General features: G+C 62.7%; 9 protein-coding genes. 5 read left to right on the top strand and 4 right to left on the bottom strand.

The genetic code is table 11. The features are described 5' to 3' along the window. Positions 1-88: 88 nt before the first annotated feature. Positions 89-2,848, top strand: coding sequence for a formate dehydrogenase subunit alpha (gene fdhF, locus PRI8871_RS07230; protein ID WP_108885517.1), 2,760 nt, complete (start codon positions 89-91; stop codon positions 2,846-2,848). A gap of 6 nt (positions 2,849-2,854) precedes the next feature. Here the strand turns inward: fdhF and PRI8871_RS07225 are convergent, their stop codons facing one another. Continuing rightward, positions 2,855-3,136, bottom strand: a complete 282-nt coding sequence (locus PRI8871_RS07225; protein WP_108885516.1) for a DUF1330 domain-containing protein — start codon at positions 3,134-3,136, stop codon at positions 2,855-2,857. Between the two features lie 96 nt (positions 3,137-3,232). Between PRI8871_RS07225 and PRI8871_RS07220 the strand changes: the two genes are divergently transcribed. Both PRI8871_RS07220 and PRI8871_RS07215 read left to right on the top strand, forming a co-directional pair. After that, a complete protein-coding gene (locus PRI8871_RS07220) occupies positions 3,233-4,102 on the top strand; it encodes a LysR family transcriptional regulator (protein WP_108885515.1) in 870 nt (289 codons plus the stop codon). 151 nt (positions 4,103-4,253) lie between these two features. Beyond that, positions 4,254-5,432: an acetyl-CoA C-acyltransferase family protein gene (locus PRI8871_RS07215; RefSeq protein WP_108885514.1), complete on the top strand. Its 1,179-nt coding sequence runs from the start codon at positions 4,254-4,256 to the stop codon at positions 5,430-5,432. Here PRI8871_RS07215 and pbpC read toward each other — a convergent pair whose 3' ends face one another. Together pbpC and PRI8871_RS07205 are read right to left on the bottom strand one after the other, a co-directional pair. Next, positions 5,433-7,463 (bottom strand): penicillin-binding protein 1C, encoded by a 2,031-nt coding sequence (gene pbpC, locus PRI8871_RS07210; RefSeq protein WP_108885513.1) that lies wholly within the window; start codon positions 7,461-7,463, stop codon positions 5,433-5,435. It lies immediately after the preceding gene. Next, a complete protein-coding gene (locus tag PRI8871_RS07205; protein ID WP_108885512.1) occupies positions 7,463-12,895 on the bottom strand; it encodes an alpha-2-macroglobulin family protein in 5,433 nt (1,810 codons plus the stop codon). The genes pbpC and PRI8871_RS07205 overlap by 1 nt, the downstream gene beginning before the upstream one ends. A gap of 128 nt (positions 12,896-13,023) precedes the next feature. On the opposite strand from PRI8871_RS07205, the gene PRI8871_RS07200 reads away from it, so the two are divergent. Then, positions 13,024-15,261, top strand: coding sequence for an ATP-binding protein (locus PRI8871_RS07200; protein ID WP_108885511.1), 2,238 nt, complete (start codon positions 13,024-13,026; stop codon positions 15,259-15,261). Here PRI8871_RS07200 and yaaA read toward each other — a convergent pair. Beyond that, a complete protein-coding gene (gene yaaA / locus PRI8871_RS07195) occupies positions 15,198-15,971 on the bottom strand; it encodes a peroxide stress protein YaaA (protein ID WP_108885510.1) in 774 nt (257 codons plus the stop codon). The genes PRI8871_RS07200 and yaaA overlap by 64 nt on opposite strands. Before the next feature lie 154 nt (positions 15,972-16,125). Between yaaA and PRI8871_RS07190 the strand changes: the two genes are divergently transcribed. After that, positions 16,126-16,377: a hypothetical protein gene (locus PRI8871_RS07190; RefSeq protein ID WP_108885509.1), complete on the top strand. Its 252-nt coding sequence runs from the start codon at positions 16,126-16,128 to the stop codon at positions 16,375-16,377. The last annotated feature ends 6 nt before the right edge of the window (positions 16,378-16,383 follow it).

The raw sequence follows: 16,383 nt of genomic DNA, 5'->3' as shown, positions 1-16,383 counted from the left end.
GCGGGGCGGAAAATCCGGCCAAACGGTCGGATTCATGGTTCTGGAATGAAAACCGCCGTGGTTTACCCTTCCCTTAGGGAGACGCGACATGACCGATACAATTCGATTCACACTGGATGGCCAGCAGGTCGAGGCCTGCAAGGGCGATACCATTTGGGAAGTGGCCAATGGCCGTGGCCTTGTGATCCCGCACTTATGCCACAAACCTGCGCCGGGCTATCGGCCCGATGGCAACTGCCGCGCCTGTATGGTTGAGATCGAGGGCGAGCGGACTTTGGCCGCCTCCTGCATCCGTGAACCCAGCGAAGGCATGGTTGTCACCACCCAGTCGGCCCGCGCCAAGAACGCCCGCAAGATGGTGGTTGAACTGCTTCTGGCAGACCAGCCCGAGCGGGACGCCGCGCATGATGCCTCATCCCATTTGTGGGACATGGCCGAAGCGACTGGCATTTCCGAGAGCCGTTTCCCGACGCTAGAGGCCGAACGCATCCCTCTGTTGGATGACAGCCACGTGGCCATGCGCGTCAATCTCGATGCCTGCATTCAATGTGGTCTTTGCGTGCGCGCCTGCCGCGAAGTGCAGGTCAATGATGTGATCGGCATGGCGGGCCGTGGCCATGACGCCTATCCGACCTTTGACTTTGCCGATCCGATGGGCGCGTCGACCTGCGTGGCCTGCGGTGAATGTGTGCAAGCCTGCCCGACCGGGGCCTTGATGCCCGCGACGGTTCTGGACGACGCGCAGCAAGGCGACAGCGCTGACTATGACAGTGAGGTCGAAAGCGTTTGCCCGTTCTGCGGCGTCGGCTGCCAGATCAGCCTGAAGGTCAAAGATGGCCGCGTGAAATACGTAGAAGGCATCGACGGCCCGGCCAACGAAAACCGTCTGTGCGTGAAGGGCCGCTTTGGCTTTGACTATATTCACCACGACCACCGCCTGACCAAGCCGCTGATCCGCCGCGAAGGCGCGCCCAAAGGGCTGAACGTGGATCCCGGCAATTGGGGCGAGGTGTTTCGCGAAGCCACATGGGACGAGGCGCTGGATTTCGCCGCCAAGGGCCTGAAGGGCCGCGGGCGCGAGGTGGCGGGCTTTGGCAGTGCCAAATGCACCAACGAAGAGGCCTATCTGTTCCAGAAATTCATCCGACAGGGCTTTGGTCACAACAATGTCGACCACTGCACGCGGCTGTGCCATGCATCCTCCGTTGCGGCATTGATGGAGAACGTCGGCAGCGGGGCCGTTTCGGCCACGTTCAACGAGATTGAGAACGCCGATGTGGCCATCGTTATCGGCTCGAACCCGATCGAGAACCACCCGGTTGCGGCGACCTATTTCAAGCAATTCGCCAAGCGCGGCGGCAAGCTGATCGTGATGGACCCGCGCGGCACGGCGCTGAAACGCCACGCCAGCCACATGCTGCAGTTCCGCCCCGGTGCCGATGTGTCGATGCTGAATGCGATCATGCATGTGATCGTCGAAGAGGGCCTTTACGATCAGGGCTATATCGACCGCTTCACTGAGAATTGGGAGGCCGAGAAGGCGCATCTGGCCCAGTTCACGCCCGAGAAAATGAGCGAGATTTGCGGCATCGCGCCTGAGGTGCTACGCGACGTGGCCCGGACCTTTGCCGGGGCCAAGGGTGGCATGATCTTCTGGGGCATGGGCGTGTCGCAACACATCCACGGCACGGATAATTCGCGCTGCCTGATCTCGCTTGCACTGATGACGGGCAATGTGGGCAAACCGGGCGCGGGCCTGCACCCGTTGCGCGGTCAGAACAATGTGCAGGGCGCGTCGGACGCCGGTCTGATCCCGATGTTCCTGCCCGATTACCAGACGGTGACGGATGACGGCGTGCGCAGCGCATTTACCGAAGTTTGGGGCAGCGGCGACTTCTCGGCTGAAAAGGGTCTGACCGTAACCGAAATCCTGGATGCCGTGCATCATGGCGACATCAAAGCGATGTATGTGCTGGGCGAAAACCCGGCCATGTCGGACCCCGATGTCGAACATGCGCGTGAGGCGCTGGCCAAGCTTGATCACTTGGTGGTGCAGGATATCTTCCTGACCGAAACCGCGAACTATGCCGATGTGATCCTGCCCGCCTCGGCCTTTGCCGAGAAATCGGGCACGGTGACCAACACCAACCGTCAGGTGCAGATGGGCCGTCCCGCTGTACCGCCGCCGGGTGAGGCGAAGGAAGATTGGTGGATCGAGGTTGAACTGGCCAAACGCTGCGGCTTGAATTGGGCCTATGAAACGCCTGCGGATGTATTCGCGGAAATGGCGCTGAACATGAAGTCGCTTAGCAATATCACGTGGGATCGTTTGGCGCGCGAAAACGCGGTGACCTATCCGTCGCTTTCGCCCGAAGATCCGGGCCAGCCGATTGTGTTTGGCGATGGCTTCCCGCGTGATGGTGGCCGCGCCAAATTCACGCCCGCCAGTGTGATTGCACCGGATGAGGCGCCCGACGCCGATTACCCGATGATCCTGACCACGGGCCGTCAACTGGAACATTGGCACACCGGATCCATGACGCGTCGGTCAGCGGTGCTGGACGCGGTCGAGCCTGAGGCGAACTGTTCGCTTCACCCCTCGACCCTGCGAAAGCTGGGGGTTGAGCCGGGCGGCATGGTACGATTGACCACGCGCCGCGGCTCGGTTGAGGTGATGGCGCGGGCGGACCGCGCCATATCACCGGACATGGTGTTCCTGCCGTTTGCCTTTGTGGAGGCGGCGGCAAACATCCTGACCAACCCGGCCTTGGACCCCTATGGCAAAATCCCCGAGTTCAAATTCGCGGCGGTGCGGGTCGAGGCGGCACAGGCGGTGGCGGCGGAATAGCTGCCCCTAGCCAAGCAAAGTGATCGTTGAGGTGCCCGCCTTGTTGCGCAAGGCGTGTACCTCGGCCAGCGCCGGGTCATTGATCCACGCCTTGGCATCATCTGCGCTTGGAAAGGTTAGTACACCCATTATCGTGGGCAACGGCGCCTCCCCTTCCAACTGAGCAAGGTCGCCAGACACTTGCAAAAAGGCCCCACCATGCACCGCCATGGCATCGGCTGCTTTGGCGCGGTAGGCCATCAGCGCGTCTTGGTCAGAAATGGTCAATTGAACAACTACATGGGTCATGAAACTCTCCTGTTTTGGTGACAACCCAGATTTATCCAAGCCCGACACATGCGAAAACGCGTGAGTTTGCATCCCGCACATGCGATACTGCACGGCATGGAAAGCAATTGGGACGATCTGAAAGCGGTGCTGTTTCTGGTCCGCCACGGCACCTTGGCCGCTGCGGGCAGCGCTTTGGGCGTGGCCTATACCACCGTGGCACGTCGGGTGGAGCGGATGGAGAAGGCGGTCGGCACCCCGCTGTTCGAACGGCTGACCGATGGCTACCGCGTGACCGAGGCGGGCCGCGAGGTGGCCTATCACGCCGAACAGATGGAACAGCAGCATATCGCGCTGGAACGGCGCTTGGCCGGGCAGGACCAGCACCTACGCGGCAGCCTGACCGTCACCGCGCCGCAATTGCTGATCGCTGCGTGTTTGGCCAAACCCATCGGGGCCTTTGCCGATGCCCATCCCGACGTGGATCTGACGATCCGCGCAACGAATGATCTGCTGGACCTGAACCGGCGCGAGGCCGATCTGGCGATCCGCGTCAGCAATGATCCCGGCGATACGCTGACCGGCCTGCGGTTGGCCGAGCAGGCCCAGGCCAGTTTCGCCACACCCGACTTGGCAAACCGAATTGCCGCCGATCCCGCCGCTTGCGTTGAGTGGGTCATGCATGTTTCGGCCAAGGGCCCGCCCAAACCTTCGCTTGCCAGCCATCCCAATGCGCGGGTGAAGCTATGGCTGGACGATATGGTCGCCATTCTGGGGGCCGCGCAGGCGGGACTAGGCGTGGTGCGCCTGCCGATGTTCCTGGGCCGGTCCACACCGGGTTTGGTGCAAGTGCCGATCCTGCCACCGCAGCCCTATATCCCGATCTGGTGCGTCGCCCATCGCGACGTTTGGAAAGGCGGCAAGGTCCGCGCCTTCCGCGAGGCATTGGTCGCCTATTTCCGTGAAAACCGCGATCAATTCACCTGATTTTCGGGCGGGCCCGAAGATGCGATCAGGATTTCTTCTGTTGGTAGCGCACACATTGACGTGGCGCAAAGAAATGACGGAACGTCTCGGCTGACACAACCCCATTGCACGACCATAGTAGTGGCAATTCATTTATAGGGGGAAAGCCCATATGTCAGACGATATCGTCATTCTTGATGGTGCACGCACCGCAATCGGCACCTTTGGCGGCGCATTTGCCAACACCCCGCCGATTGAGCTGGGAACGGCGGCAGCCAAAGCCGCGCTGGAGCGTTCTGGCGTCGAGGGCGGGCAGATCGGCCATGTTGTGTTCGGTCACGTCATCAACACCGAACCGCGCGACATGTACCTCAGCCGGGTTGCCGCCATGCAGGCCGGCATTCCCGACACCACCCCGGCGATGAACGTCAACCGTCTGTGCGGATCGGGTGCTCAGGCCGTCGTGTCGGCGGTTCAATCGCTGATGCTGGGGGATGCCGACTTCGCACTGGCAGGCGGCGCCGAGAACATGAGCCGCAGTCCCTATATCGTGCCGGATCAGCGCTGGGGCTCGAAAATGGGCGATATCCGCACGCTTGACATGATGCTGGGCGCGCTGAACTGCCCGTTTGGCACGGGCCACATGGGTGTGACCGCTGAAAACGTCGCGGCCGAGCATGACATCACCCGCCAAGCGCAAGATGCCTTTGCTATGGAAAGCCAGGAACGCGCCGCCAAGGCGATTGCCGAAGGGCGCTTTGCCTCGCAGATCGTGCCGGTTCAGGTGAAGGTGAAGCGCGACATGGTCGATTTCGCCACCGATGAGCACCCCAAAGCCACCTCGCTTGAGGCGCTCTCGGGCCTGCGCACCGTGTTCAAGAAAGACGGCACCGTGACGGCGGGCAATGCCTCGGGCATCAACGACGGTGCGGCGGCCATCGTGCTGGCCCGCGCCAGCGCCGCCGAAAAGGCCGGTCTGAAGCCCAAAGCGCGCGTGATCGGTTACGCCCACGCAGGCGTGCGCCCCGAAGTCATGGGCATTGGCCCGGTGCCTGCGGTCGAAAACCTGTTGGCCCGCACTGGCCTGTCGATCACCGATTTCGACGTCATCGAAAGCAACGAAGCCTTCGCCTCGCAGGCGCTGGCGGTGAACAAAGGGCTTGGGCTTGATCCGGCCAAGGTCAACCCGAACGGCGGCGCGATTGCGCTTGGTCACCCGGTTGGCGCAACCGGCGCGATCATCACCGTCAAAGCCCTGTATGAGCTGGAGCGGGTCGGCGGCAAACGCGCGCTGATCACCATGTGCATTGGCGGCGGTCAGGGCATCGCCGTGGCGATTGAGCGCCTGTAATCACCGCACCTCAATGTGCACGCGGGCAGATGTCCCGCGTGCATCGATCACCGACAGGGTTGAAAACCCGCGCCCGACCGGCGGCAACAGCAGCTCGGGACGGCGCAGACCGCTGGACACCACGGCCCCGTTCACCAGAACCGTATAGGGCGGCGTCCCATCCTTTAGCTTGATCGGCAGACCTTCGGGCATTTGCGCCACCCGCGCCCCATCGGGCGGGAAGGTCACCGCGACGCCAGCCACCAAATCGCGCGCAGCCCCGCCAAAGCGTTGCAGCGGCAGCGGCAGCCGCGCATTCGGCACCATCAGCGTATCTGCGGGCGGCGGCGGCAATGGCACAGGCTCGGCCCGCATCCGGGCCAGCACGTCGAACAGAACCGGCGCGGCCAGATCCCCGCCAAAGGCCCCCGGCACCGGCGTACCATCGGGCCGCCCCATCCAAACGCCCACCACATAGCGCCCGTCAAAGCCAATCGCCCAAGCATCGCGATGCCCGTAGGACGTGCCGGTCTTATAGGCCACACGCCCGCGCGGACCCGCGTTTCGTGGCGGCGTGACGGCGGCCATCATATGCCCGACCTGCCAAGCGGCCCGCGCGGAGAGTACGGAAACAGGCTCTAACACGGCCTGATCGGCCTCCCATCGCAGGGGCCGGGCCTGCCCTGCCTCAGCCAGCATGGCATAGCTTTGCACCAGATCGCTCAGCGTCAGCCCCACACCGCCAAGCGCAATCGCCAGCCCTGCCTGCCCCGAAGGCAATTGCGGGTCAGCCCCGGTTTTGCGCAGCGCCGCCATCAGATGCGCCGGGCCAATCGCGTCAAGCAACCGCACCACCGGGATATTGAGCGACAGGCGTAGCGCATCGACGACTCGCACATCGCCGCGAAACACCCCGTCAAAGTTCTGCGGAGCGTAGGTTCCGAATTGCACCGGCGTATCGGCGATCAGCGTTTCGGGATGCGCCAGCCCACGGTCGAACGCCAACCCATAGACCAACGGTTTCAGCGTTGACCCCGGCGACCGCGACGCCCGCGTCATGTCCACGAAACCGGGACGGCCCTGACCCTCATCATAACCGGGCGACCCGACGGCGGCCAGTACCTCGCCCGTGGTGTGATCGGCGGCCAAAATCGCCACGGACATGCGTGGATCGCGGCCAATCATCTGGGCCTGCGCCAACTGCTCGATTGAGGCTTGCAGCCCCGCGTCGATCGTCGTCTGCACATAGTCGCGCCCGCCCGCGATCAACCGATCTGCCAGATGCGGGGCCAGTTGCGGAAAGGCGATGCGCCCGCCCGGCACCGGATCACGCAGGGCCGCGCGGGCGGCATCGGCGCTAAGGGCATCACTGCCCGACAAACGCATAAGCACCCGATCACGCGCCGTAGCCGCCGCTTTGGGGTTGCGGTCCGGGCGGCGGGCCTCGGGCGCTTGTGGCAAGGCGATCAGAAAGGCGGCCTCCGCCGGGGTCAGGCGGCGCGGTTCTTTGCCAAGATAGGCCAGAGTGGCGGCGCGCACGCCCTCAAGATTGCCGCCATAGGGCGCAAGATGCAGGTACAGATCGAGGATCTGGGCTTTGTTCAGACGCCGCTCCAACGCCAAGGCCAGCCGGATTTGCCGCGCCTTGCCAACCCAGCGCCCAGTGCCGCCGCCATCGGCCAGCCGCGCAACCTGCATCGTCAGGGTCGACCCGCCCGAAACGATCCGCCCGTGCCGCGCCATCTGCCCCGCAGATCGCGCGATGGCCAGCCAATCCACTCCGTGATGGGTATAGAACCGCTTGTCCTCATAGGCGATCAGGCGGGCGATGAAGGTCGGATCGACGCCATCCAGCGACGTGCGCAACCGCCAGCGCCCATCCGCCACCAGATAGGGGCGCAACAGCACGCCATTGCGGTCCCGCACCTCGGTGGCGGTTTCATAGGCCAGAACGGGCAAGGGCGTGCGCCTGACCCAATCGTCGAACCCATCGCGCAGCACTGCCACGGACCACAGCGCGACAACGCAGATGATCCAAAACCGGGCCCGCATCACTCACCGATCACGACATCGCCCGAAGCCGTCCACGCGCGATAGGCCGGGCGGTACATGTCTTCGACCACCGCCGCAGGCACATGGAAAATCCCCGGCGACACGGCCCGCACCACAAAGGCCAGACGCATCGGGTCTGTCCCGCTCCAATCCACGGCGGCAAGGAACCGTTCGGCCCGGAATTCGGAATGTTCGGGCTGCGCCGTTTCAAGCCAGTCCATATCCCGCAGATCGCCCGACCGGATCAGGTTCGGGTTGTCGATCTCAAGACCCGCAGGCAATGGCACATCGACCATCAACCGTGCACCCGTGGCTTCTGCCGGGGTGACGGTGATGACCGCGACCATGCGGTCACCCACGGTGATTGGCCCCTCAATCGGCAGGCCCGTCATGTCATAAAGATCACGTTCGAGCACATAGCCGTAGCCGCCCCTATCGGTCGCGCCTTCCGGCACGCCGATGGTGGTCAGAGTCACATCGGTCGGGGCCTGCGCGGAATTGGTCAGAACCAGCGGATCAACCAAGGCCCCCTCAAGCCTGCGCACGAACGGGCCTTTGGCGGGCGCTCCATCAATCAGCAGGCCCGAGACCGCCGGATCTTGGACCATGGCATGCGCCGCCAAAAGCGCCCAGCTTTGATCTTGGGTCGACATGCCCGCCGCTTGGGCGGTCAGCCGCGCCTGAAGGGCCTGACGGTCAACCGCGTTGCTGCCCGCCTCAACCGCCAAGGACAATACGCCAGCCGCGTCGCGCAGGGGGCTGCCGTAATCGATACGGTATTCGCTGGCCTGAGGGGCCTGCCGCGCGACCCTGCGGGCCGCTTGGCTAAACAGCCGGTCCGCGCGGGTCTGATCGCCGTATAGCGCCAATGCCGCGCCCAGTTGGGCCTGCGCCATGGGCGTTGCCAGCGCCTCGGATCGGGTGTCGGCATAGTAGCGCAGGTCGCCCATATTGGCCTGCCCTTCGCGAGCCAGAACCATCAGCGCATAGGCGATATCCTCGCCGCCATTGTCGAAGTCCGGGGCATAGGCCACACGGTTGCGCAGGTTGTCCAAGGCCCGATCAAAGGCCAACTTGGGCACGTCATGGCCTGCGGCCCGTGCCCGGCTTAGAAAGTCAGTGACATAGGTGTCCAGCCAGAAATCCCCCGACTGCGCCTGCCACAGCCCAAATGCCCCGTTCGGCGCTTGCCGGGTCAGAACCTTGGTCACCGCCTGCGAGATCCGCAGATCCATCTGGCTCTGGTCGCCCATGCCCATCGCCTCGGCCACCGAGGACAAATACAGAAGCGGCATCGCCTGCGACGTCACCTGTTCGGTGCAGCCGTAGGGGTAGCGGTCCAGCGACGCCAGAAGCCCCGGCGCATCGAACCGCGCCAATGGCCCGGCCGAGATCACCGCCTCGGCACTACCCCGGCGCAATCCGGCGAACACGTTGTCATCCAGCGTGAAGGAGGCACCGGGCGCCAAGGCCACGCGCCGCGTTTGCGATACCGGTGGATCAAGCTGCCGAACGCCCAAGGCAACGGTCTTGGTCAGGGTCTGCCCGCCCGGCGCGGTCAGCACTACGGTGATGCTATGATCGCCCTCGGCCCCGGCCGTGATCGGCATGGCAAAGCGCAGCGTCTGGTCAGCCCCAATGTCAAATGAGGCCGGAACCGCGGCGGCATCCAGCGTCAGACCATCGGCGCGAACCGTCAGGCCAACTGCGCCCGCCGGACCATCGGTATGGACCAGATCCAGCAGCAATCGGCTTTGATCGCCCGGCGATAGAAAGCGCGGCAGGCTTGCCGTGACGACGATCGGATCACGGACCAGAACGTCTGCCTCGGCCTGCCCCACCGCCGTTGGGGTCCACGCGATGGCCATCAGGCGCACGGTGCCGTTGAACTCAGGCAGGTCATAACGAACTGTCGCGCGACCATCCGGGCCAACGGCAACCGGTCCCGAGAAATAGGCCACCAATTCTTCGGTTGGGGGCGGGCTTTCAAGGCGCACCTCGGCTGAGGCGTCGCCGCCCGACCGGATGGTGCCCATCGCCCCGTTCATCCCATCGATCAGGCGGCCATAGACATCGCGGATGTCCATGCCCAAGCGCCGCTGGCCAAAGTAATGACCCGAGGGATCGGGACTTTGGAAACCGGTCAGGTTCAGGATGCCCAGATCCACGGCAGCCACGGTGACATAGGCCGCTTCGCCCGGCGCGATGCCATCCACGACCACCGACGCCTCAAGCGGGCCGCGCGGCGCGGACTGCGTCGGCGCATCGAAGGACACGTTCAAGCGGCGGCTGCCCGGATCAATCGCGGCATGGGCCAACCCCAGCGCCCGCGACGGGTTCTGCCCTGCGGCAACATCCATCGGGCGGATCACGGTGGCCGTCACATAGGCCCCGCCGCCCCAATCATCCGTCACCGGCAGGACGATCAGGTTCTCGCCCTCGGTCACGTCCACGGCAGTCATGGAAATCAGCCGGTCACTGAGGACGGACACAAGCGCCTTGCCCGCATAGCGCGGCACCAAGCGCAGGGTCGCCGTGTCGCCGCTTTGGTATTTCGGCTTGTCCAGCGACAATTCCAACGTGTCGGGCGTGGCCGATGTATCGGCAGGCGCATACCACCCGGCGTAGAAGCCGACCGAACTGACGGCATAGGGGCCGTCGGCGGATTCAACCAACAACTCATAGCTTCCCCACTCCACTTGGCCCGATACCGTCACGGGCTGCGCGCCAAGCGTCACGTCGCCGCCCGCAACGCGGGTGCGGGTGGTGATCGGCTCCCATCGCCAATTGCCGTATTCCTGATACCACTGATACTGGGTGCGCACGCGATTGAGCGTCCAAACAGCCTGCATAGGTTGCGGGTCCAGCGACGGGCCAAAGCCCATCACTTCGAACTGCGCGGTTGTGCCTTCGGGTACCACGCCATCGGCCAGCGGCTTGATCCCGATCACCGGGCCGGACGGGGCGACCAGCCGTTCGATCCGCCGTTCCACCGGGCGGGCCGACCCTTCGGAAACGCGCACGAACACCTCAGCCTGATGCGGCTGGGCGGGGCCGTCCGCCTCAGGCAGGATCAGCGCAACGGATGCCTTGCCCTCAGAATCAGTTTCAATCGGGCCGGTCAGGGATTTCACGCGGGCGCTTTGGGCCGCGTCGTGTTGGCCAAAGCGATATCCCGGAAGGTCCGGCAGCGCCGTCAAAGACACCAAGCGGACCTCGCCCTCAACTGGCAGGGCCGCGCCCGGAGCGCCAAACAGATAGCGCACATCGATGGTCAGATCAGGCGTGCTAAGCGGGTTGATCAGGCCATCCGGCAAGGCCAAATCAAAATCGATCCGTTCGGGGATGAAATCTTCGACCAGAAAGCTTTGGGTGGCCAAGGCCGCCGCATCCAGATCCGCGAACAGCGCCAAGGTCCATTTGCCCCGCGCCGCCGTGGGCGCAATCGGCATGTCGAACACATGGCCTCCGGCAACCGGGGTTTGGCTGATATGGCGGCTGTATTCTACGCCATCAGGTCGGGTCAGGATCGCAGTCAGCGGCAGGTCATTCACCGCCGCCACACGCGGATCACGCACCAGCGCGGTGGCCCGAACACGTTCGCCCGCGCGATAGGCACCCCGGTCGGTTGAGACAAACACATCCACCGGCCCGGCGGGCGCGCGGCCTTCTACCCCGCGATCAGACAGATCAAAGGCCGGGTCGGTTAGCGACAGAAAGGCGAAATCATCCTGCCCGGCCTCGGCCATGACCATCGCAGGGGCAGCCCCCGCCGTACCGCGCATCAGGCCCGGATCAAACACCGCATAGCCCCGCGCATCGGTCTGGGCCGTTCCCAGAACGCGGTTTGCCTTGGACAACAGCGATACAGTCAGCCCTTCGAATTCTGTCGCGTCGGTCAGGTGGCGGGCAAAGACATGCAACCCGTCATTGCCTGCCATCGTGGTCAGACCGATGTCAGACAGCACAAACCACTGCGTTGCGCCCGGATCGTCATATGGGTCTTGCCCGTCGGCCAAGGCCGTCAGCGCATAGACCCCGGCTGGCAGGTCACGGATCGCCTGCCCCATCGGCAGACGGGTGACCATGGTTTGGTTCAGCTGGTTCTGCACCTCTCCAATGCCGGACCAGACATCCTCGGCGATTTCTTCGCTGAAATACTGTTCCTGCCAATAGGACAGCGGCCGCCCGAAATAGTCGTCCTGCACCGCGCGCAGCAGATTGCGGTCACTCACCCGGCGCAAGGTCAGGTTCACGCGGGTCAGGTTGACCGTCTCAATCGGAATCCCAGCGTCCGAGGTTTTCGGCAGAACATAGGCCCGACCCGAAAAGGCAACCGAGGGCGCACGGTCCGGCACATAGACTGTCAGCGGCACGTCCTTGATCAGCGCCTCGCCCGCTTTGGATGGCAGGCCCCGGCGGAAGGTCACGGTATAACGGTCACCATGGCGCAGGCCGGTCAGGCAAATCCGGCGCTGTTCAGCCTCAACCGCGATGGTGGCATCCGGCACGCGCACGAATGGCGTGTAATCCTGCCCCGAGGTGATCAGATCCTCGGAAAACACAGCGCAGATCCGAGGATCGGCCGTGTTCGACTCGACCTCATGTTCGGTGATGCGGAACCCGTATTTGGCTATCGCGCGATCCAGCATTTGGTCGACATCGGCCCGACCGCCCAAGGACTGCGCCAGGCGCAGCACCGGCACCATGGCGCGGCCATTCTCATCGGCCTCTAGCGCCTCAGCCAATAGCGCCAGCGCTTGCACCTGACCGGCGGGAACGGCTGCTCGCAAGTAACCGTTGATCGCGGCCCCAACCGCCCGTTCGCGATAGCGGTTGCGGTCGTCGCTGCGCGCTGCGCTGGCCGCCGAAGCCAGCGCCAGACGGGCGTATTCAACCCATTGGTCGGCTGCATCGGTTTGCGCCACCGCCGCGCCAATCCAGTTCATCGCGTTCACCACATTGCCGGCGTTTTCCTGATCGCGTGCACCGTCCAGCAGACGGTCCACCGCCCAATCCCCTGCGGAATGGCGCAAACCGATCTGATCGGCCTCATTCCGGGCGGTCTGGGCATAACGGGCCGGAATATCCGTCAGCCCCTGCCACCGGGTCTGCGCCTGTTGTTGCAGCGCAGTTGCGACCTCAATCACCGTGGCCGAGATCGCGCCCTCATATGGCACGCGGTCTGATACGGCGGTCTTGGGAAAACAGGCGTTCGATTTGGTGTTGAAGGTAAAGGCCGTGCACCGATCATCGGCAATGCAAACCGTCCGGCAGGCCTGAAGCGTGGTGTCGAACATCGGTTGTAGGTCCGAGCCGTAGAAATCGACGTTTCGCGAAACGATCAGCCGCCGGTCGGGCACCAAATCCTGCGCCGCAGCGGCACCAGACATCAAACAAGCACTTAAAATCAGAAAAATGACGCGGAGCATGATCGCCTCCCTCTCAATTGCGATCATGCTGCCATGTCAGCAGGAGTCGGGCAAGGTTCGGCTTTTTCGATCTTAAACACATGTTCACCAAAACACGGCACGGTCCCCCTGACAGGACGGAGCGGACGATGACCTTTGCAGACAAACTTGCGCAGGAACGCAGGGCGCGATTGGCGGCAGAACGCTTGCTTGAGCTGAAGCAGGCAGAGCTATTTTCCGCCAATAAAAAACTGGGCCGACATGCCCAGAAACTCAGCCATGAAATCGTCGAAACCCGCGCTGAGGTGGCGAATGTCCGGTCCGAAAATCAGCGGGTCAAATCCGACCTGAACGCAGCCAACCAACGAATCGAGGTGGTGGAGCGGCGGCTTTGGCAATCCATCGAAACCATTCAGGACGGCTTTGCCATCTTTGATGAAAACAACATGCTGATCGCGGCCAATCACGCCTATCTGGGCGTGTTTGAGGAGTTGGAGGAGGCGCGGCCCGGCATCACTTATCCCCGCATTCTGCAATTGCTGACCGAAGAAGGCATCGTTGATTGCGAAGGCGAACGCCCCGCCGAATGGCGCAACCGGATGATCAAACGCTGGCAGGCCCCCGCGCCGGAACCTGTCGTGATCCGGCTGTGGAACCAACAATACATCAAACTGATCGACCATCGCGGCATTGGCGGCGACGTGGTCAGCCTTGCGCTGAACATCACATCCAGCGTGCTATATGAACAGAAACTGCGCGACGCCCGCAGCAAGGCCGAAGCCGCGAACCGGGCCAAATCAGCCTTCCTCGCGAATATGAGCCATGAAATCCGCACGCCGATGAACGGCGTTGTCGGCATGTCCGAACTGCTGAACGACACCGATTTGACCGACGAACAGCAGCTTTATGTCGAAACCATCCGCAATTCGGGTGAGGCGCTTTTGGTGATCATCAATGACGTTCTGGACTATTCCAAGATTGAGGCCGACAGGCTGGACCTGCATCCCGAACCCTTCGATCTGGAAAAATGCGTGCATGAGGTGGTCACGCTGCTGCAATCCATGGCGCGGGAAAAGAACCTTGATCTGTTGATCGACTATGACATGTTCCTGCCCACGCGCTTTGTCGCCGATCCAGGGCGGTTCCGGCAGGTGCTGACCAATCTGATTGGCAATGCGGTCAAATTTACCGCCAAGGGCCATGTCCTGATCCGCATCGTTGGCGAACATCGCGCCGATGGCAATTGCGCCATTCACGTGACTGTCGAAGACACCGGAATCGGCATCCCCCAAGACAAGCAAAGCCTGATCTTCGGCGAATTCAATCAGGTCGATGACGACCGCAATCGCCAGTTCGAAGGCACGGGGCTTGGCCTGGCAATCACCCGCCGCCTGATCGAAATGATGGGCGGCGAAATCTGGGTCACCTCCGAGGAAAACGTCGGATCGTGCTTTGGCTTCCGTCTGACCCTGCCGATTGACGGCGAACAACCCGCGCTTGGCGGGGCATCTACCACCGAAAAGGGCCAGGTGCTGATTGTCGATCCCGATGAATGGTCTGGCGCGATCCTGAAGAAACAGGTTCAGGCAATCGGCTATGATCCGGTCTGTGTGCCCTCAATCCATCAGGCCCCATCGCTGCAACCGGCCTTTGCAATTGTCGATCAGGTCATCGTCAGCGGCCCGAAAGATGCCGAATACAGCCAGTTCCGCGCGCAATGGCCGGACACGCATCTTATCATCTGCACAAACGCCGCCCAAAGCCGCGCGCCCGAATTGGACGATCTGACCTTGCTGCAAAAACCGCTTTTGCGCTCAGCGCTGTTGTCGGCGGTTGAACGCGCGACGGCCAATATGCCCGCCCCGGTGACCACCCTGTTCAGCAGTCGGCGCCGGGCCGGGCCAGCCCCGGAACCCGTTGCGCCCGCAGCCCCTTACCGGCGCAAGGCCCGCCTTTTGGTGGCCGAAGACAACGCCACAAACCAACTGGTTTTCCGTAAAATGCTGGGGGATCGGCTCAATGATTTTGACGTGACCTTCGTCAAAAACGGGATTGAGGCGGTCGCCTCGTACAAATCCGACCCCCCCGACCTTGTATTCATGGATATCTCGATGCCCAAGATGGACGGCAAAACCGCAACCAGGTTGATCCGGGAATATGATCCCGATACGGGCACGCCCATCGTTGCGGTCACCGCCCATGCGCTGGACGGTGACGCCGATGGCATCCTTGCGGCAGGGCTGGATGACTACCTGTCAAAACCCCTGCGAAAGGCCGATTTGCTGGCCAAGATCGACCATCACCTGGGATGGTCGCCCGCTGCTCAGGTCGCGGGCTCGGCTCGGACGAACGCAGGCTTGTCCGGTTCGGAAAGATCCTGGCGATAGGCATAGCCGCCTAGGTCGAATTCAAGCAGCGACGCAGGGTCCGTCAACCGGCGCTGAATAATATAACGAGCCATGCTGCCCCGCGCCTTCTTGGCAAAGAAGCTGACGATCTTCGGCCCGCCCGGCTTATCCTCAAGGAACACCGGGGTAATGACCCGCAGGCCCAGCGGTTTCAGCGGCACCGCGCCGAAATATTCCTGACTGGCGCAATTCACCAAGACATCTGTGCCCAGCGCCTCGGCCTGCGATCGCAAGGCCTTGGACAGGGAATCGCGCCAATAATCGTAAAGCGATGCGCCGCGCCGGGTTTTCAGACGGCTGCCCATTTCCAGACGATAGGCCTGAATGGCATCAAGCGGACGCAACACGCCATATAGTCCGGACAGAATGCGCAAATGATCCTGCGCCCAAGCCATTTCATCGGCATCCAGAGATCCGGCCTCAAGCCCTTGATAGGTGTCCCCCGCAAAAGCCAGCGCCGCCGGGCGCACGACCTCTGCCGCGGGATCGGCCTCAAACGATTTGAACCGGTCGCGGTTCAGGCGGGCCAGATCGTCGGACAGATCCATCAGCGATTTCAACTGCGTCAGGGTCAGGTTCCGGGCCGTCTTGGCCAAACGCACCGCGTCTTCCTGAAAATCAGGCTGAGTCGGCGCGGTTTCCACCTCTGACCAGTCCAGCCGTTTGGCCGGTGAGATCACCACAAGCATCCTGTCCCTCCGAATTGTTTCCGTTGATGTAGTCTGTCCGGGCGCACAGGTCCAGATCGGCCACAATTAAGACACAATTGACCGAATCGCTTTGTTTCTGGGCGAATTTGGATACGATTTTCGCGTTCAATCATCATTTTTAAGGACGATTACCATGAAAATTTTCGCTATTGCCGCCCTATCGGCCATGTCATTGACGCAATTCGCCGGGGCCGCTGCGGCTTGGGAAAACACCTATACGCCGTACCCGTGGGACAAGGGCTGCGACAAGCACAACTGCTATGCGCCCTATACGTCCTACATGAACGGCCACTATTCTTATCTGAAATGCGCGGACCCGGCCAAGTTCCTGACCTACGTCAACGGCCATCTGAAGTGTGTGCCGCACAAGCACATCAAGAAATAAGACGAC

It is taken from the genome of Pseudoprimorskyibacter insulae, assembly GCF_900302505.1.
GTDB lineage: Bacteria > Pseudomonadota > Alphaproteobacteria > Rhodobacterales > Rhodobacteraceae > Pseudoprimorskyibacter > Pseudoprimorskyibacter insulae.
This window is presented reverse-complemented; position numbering and strand designations above follow the sequence as displayed.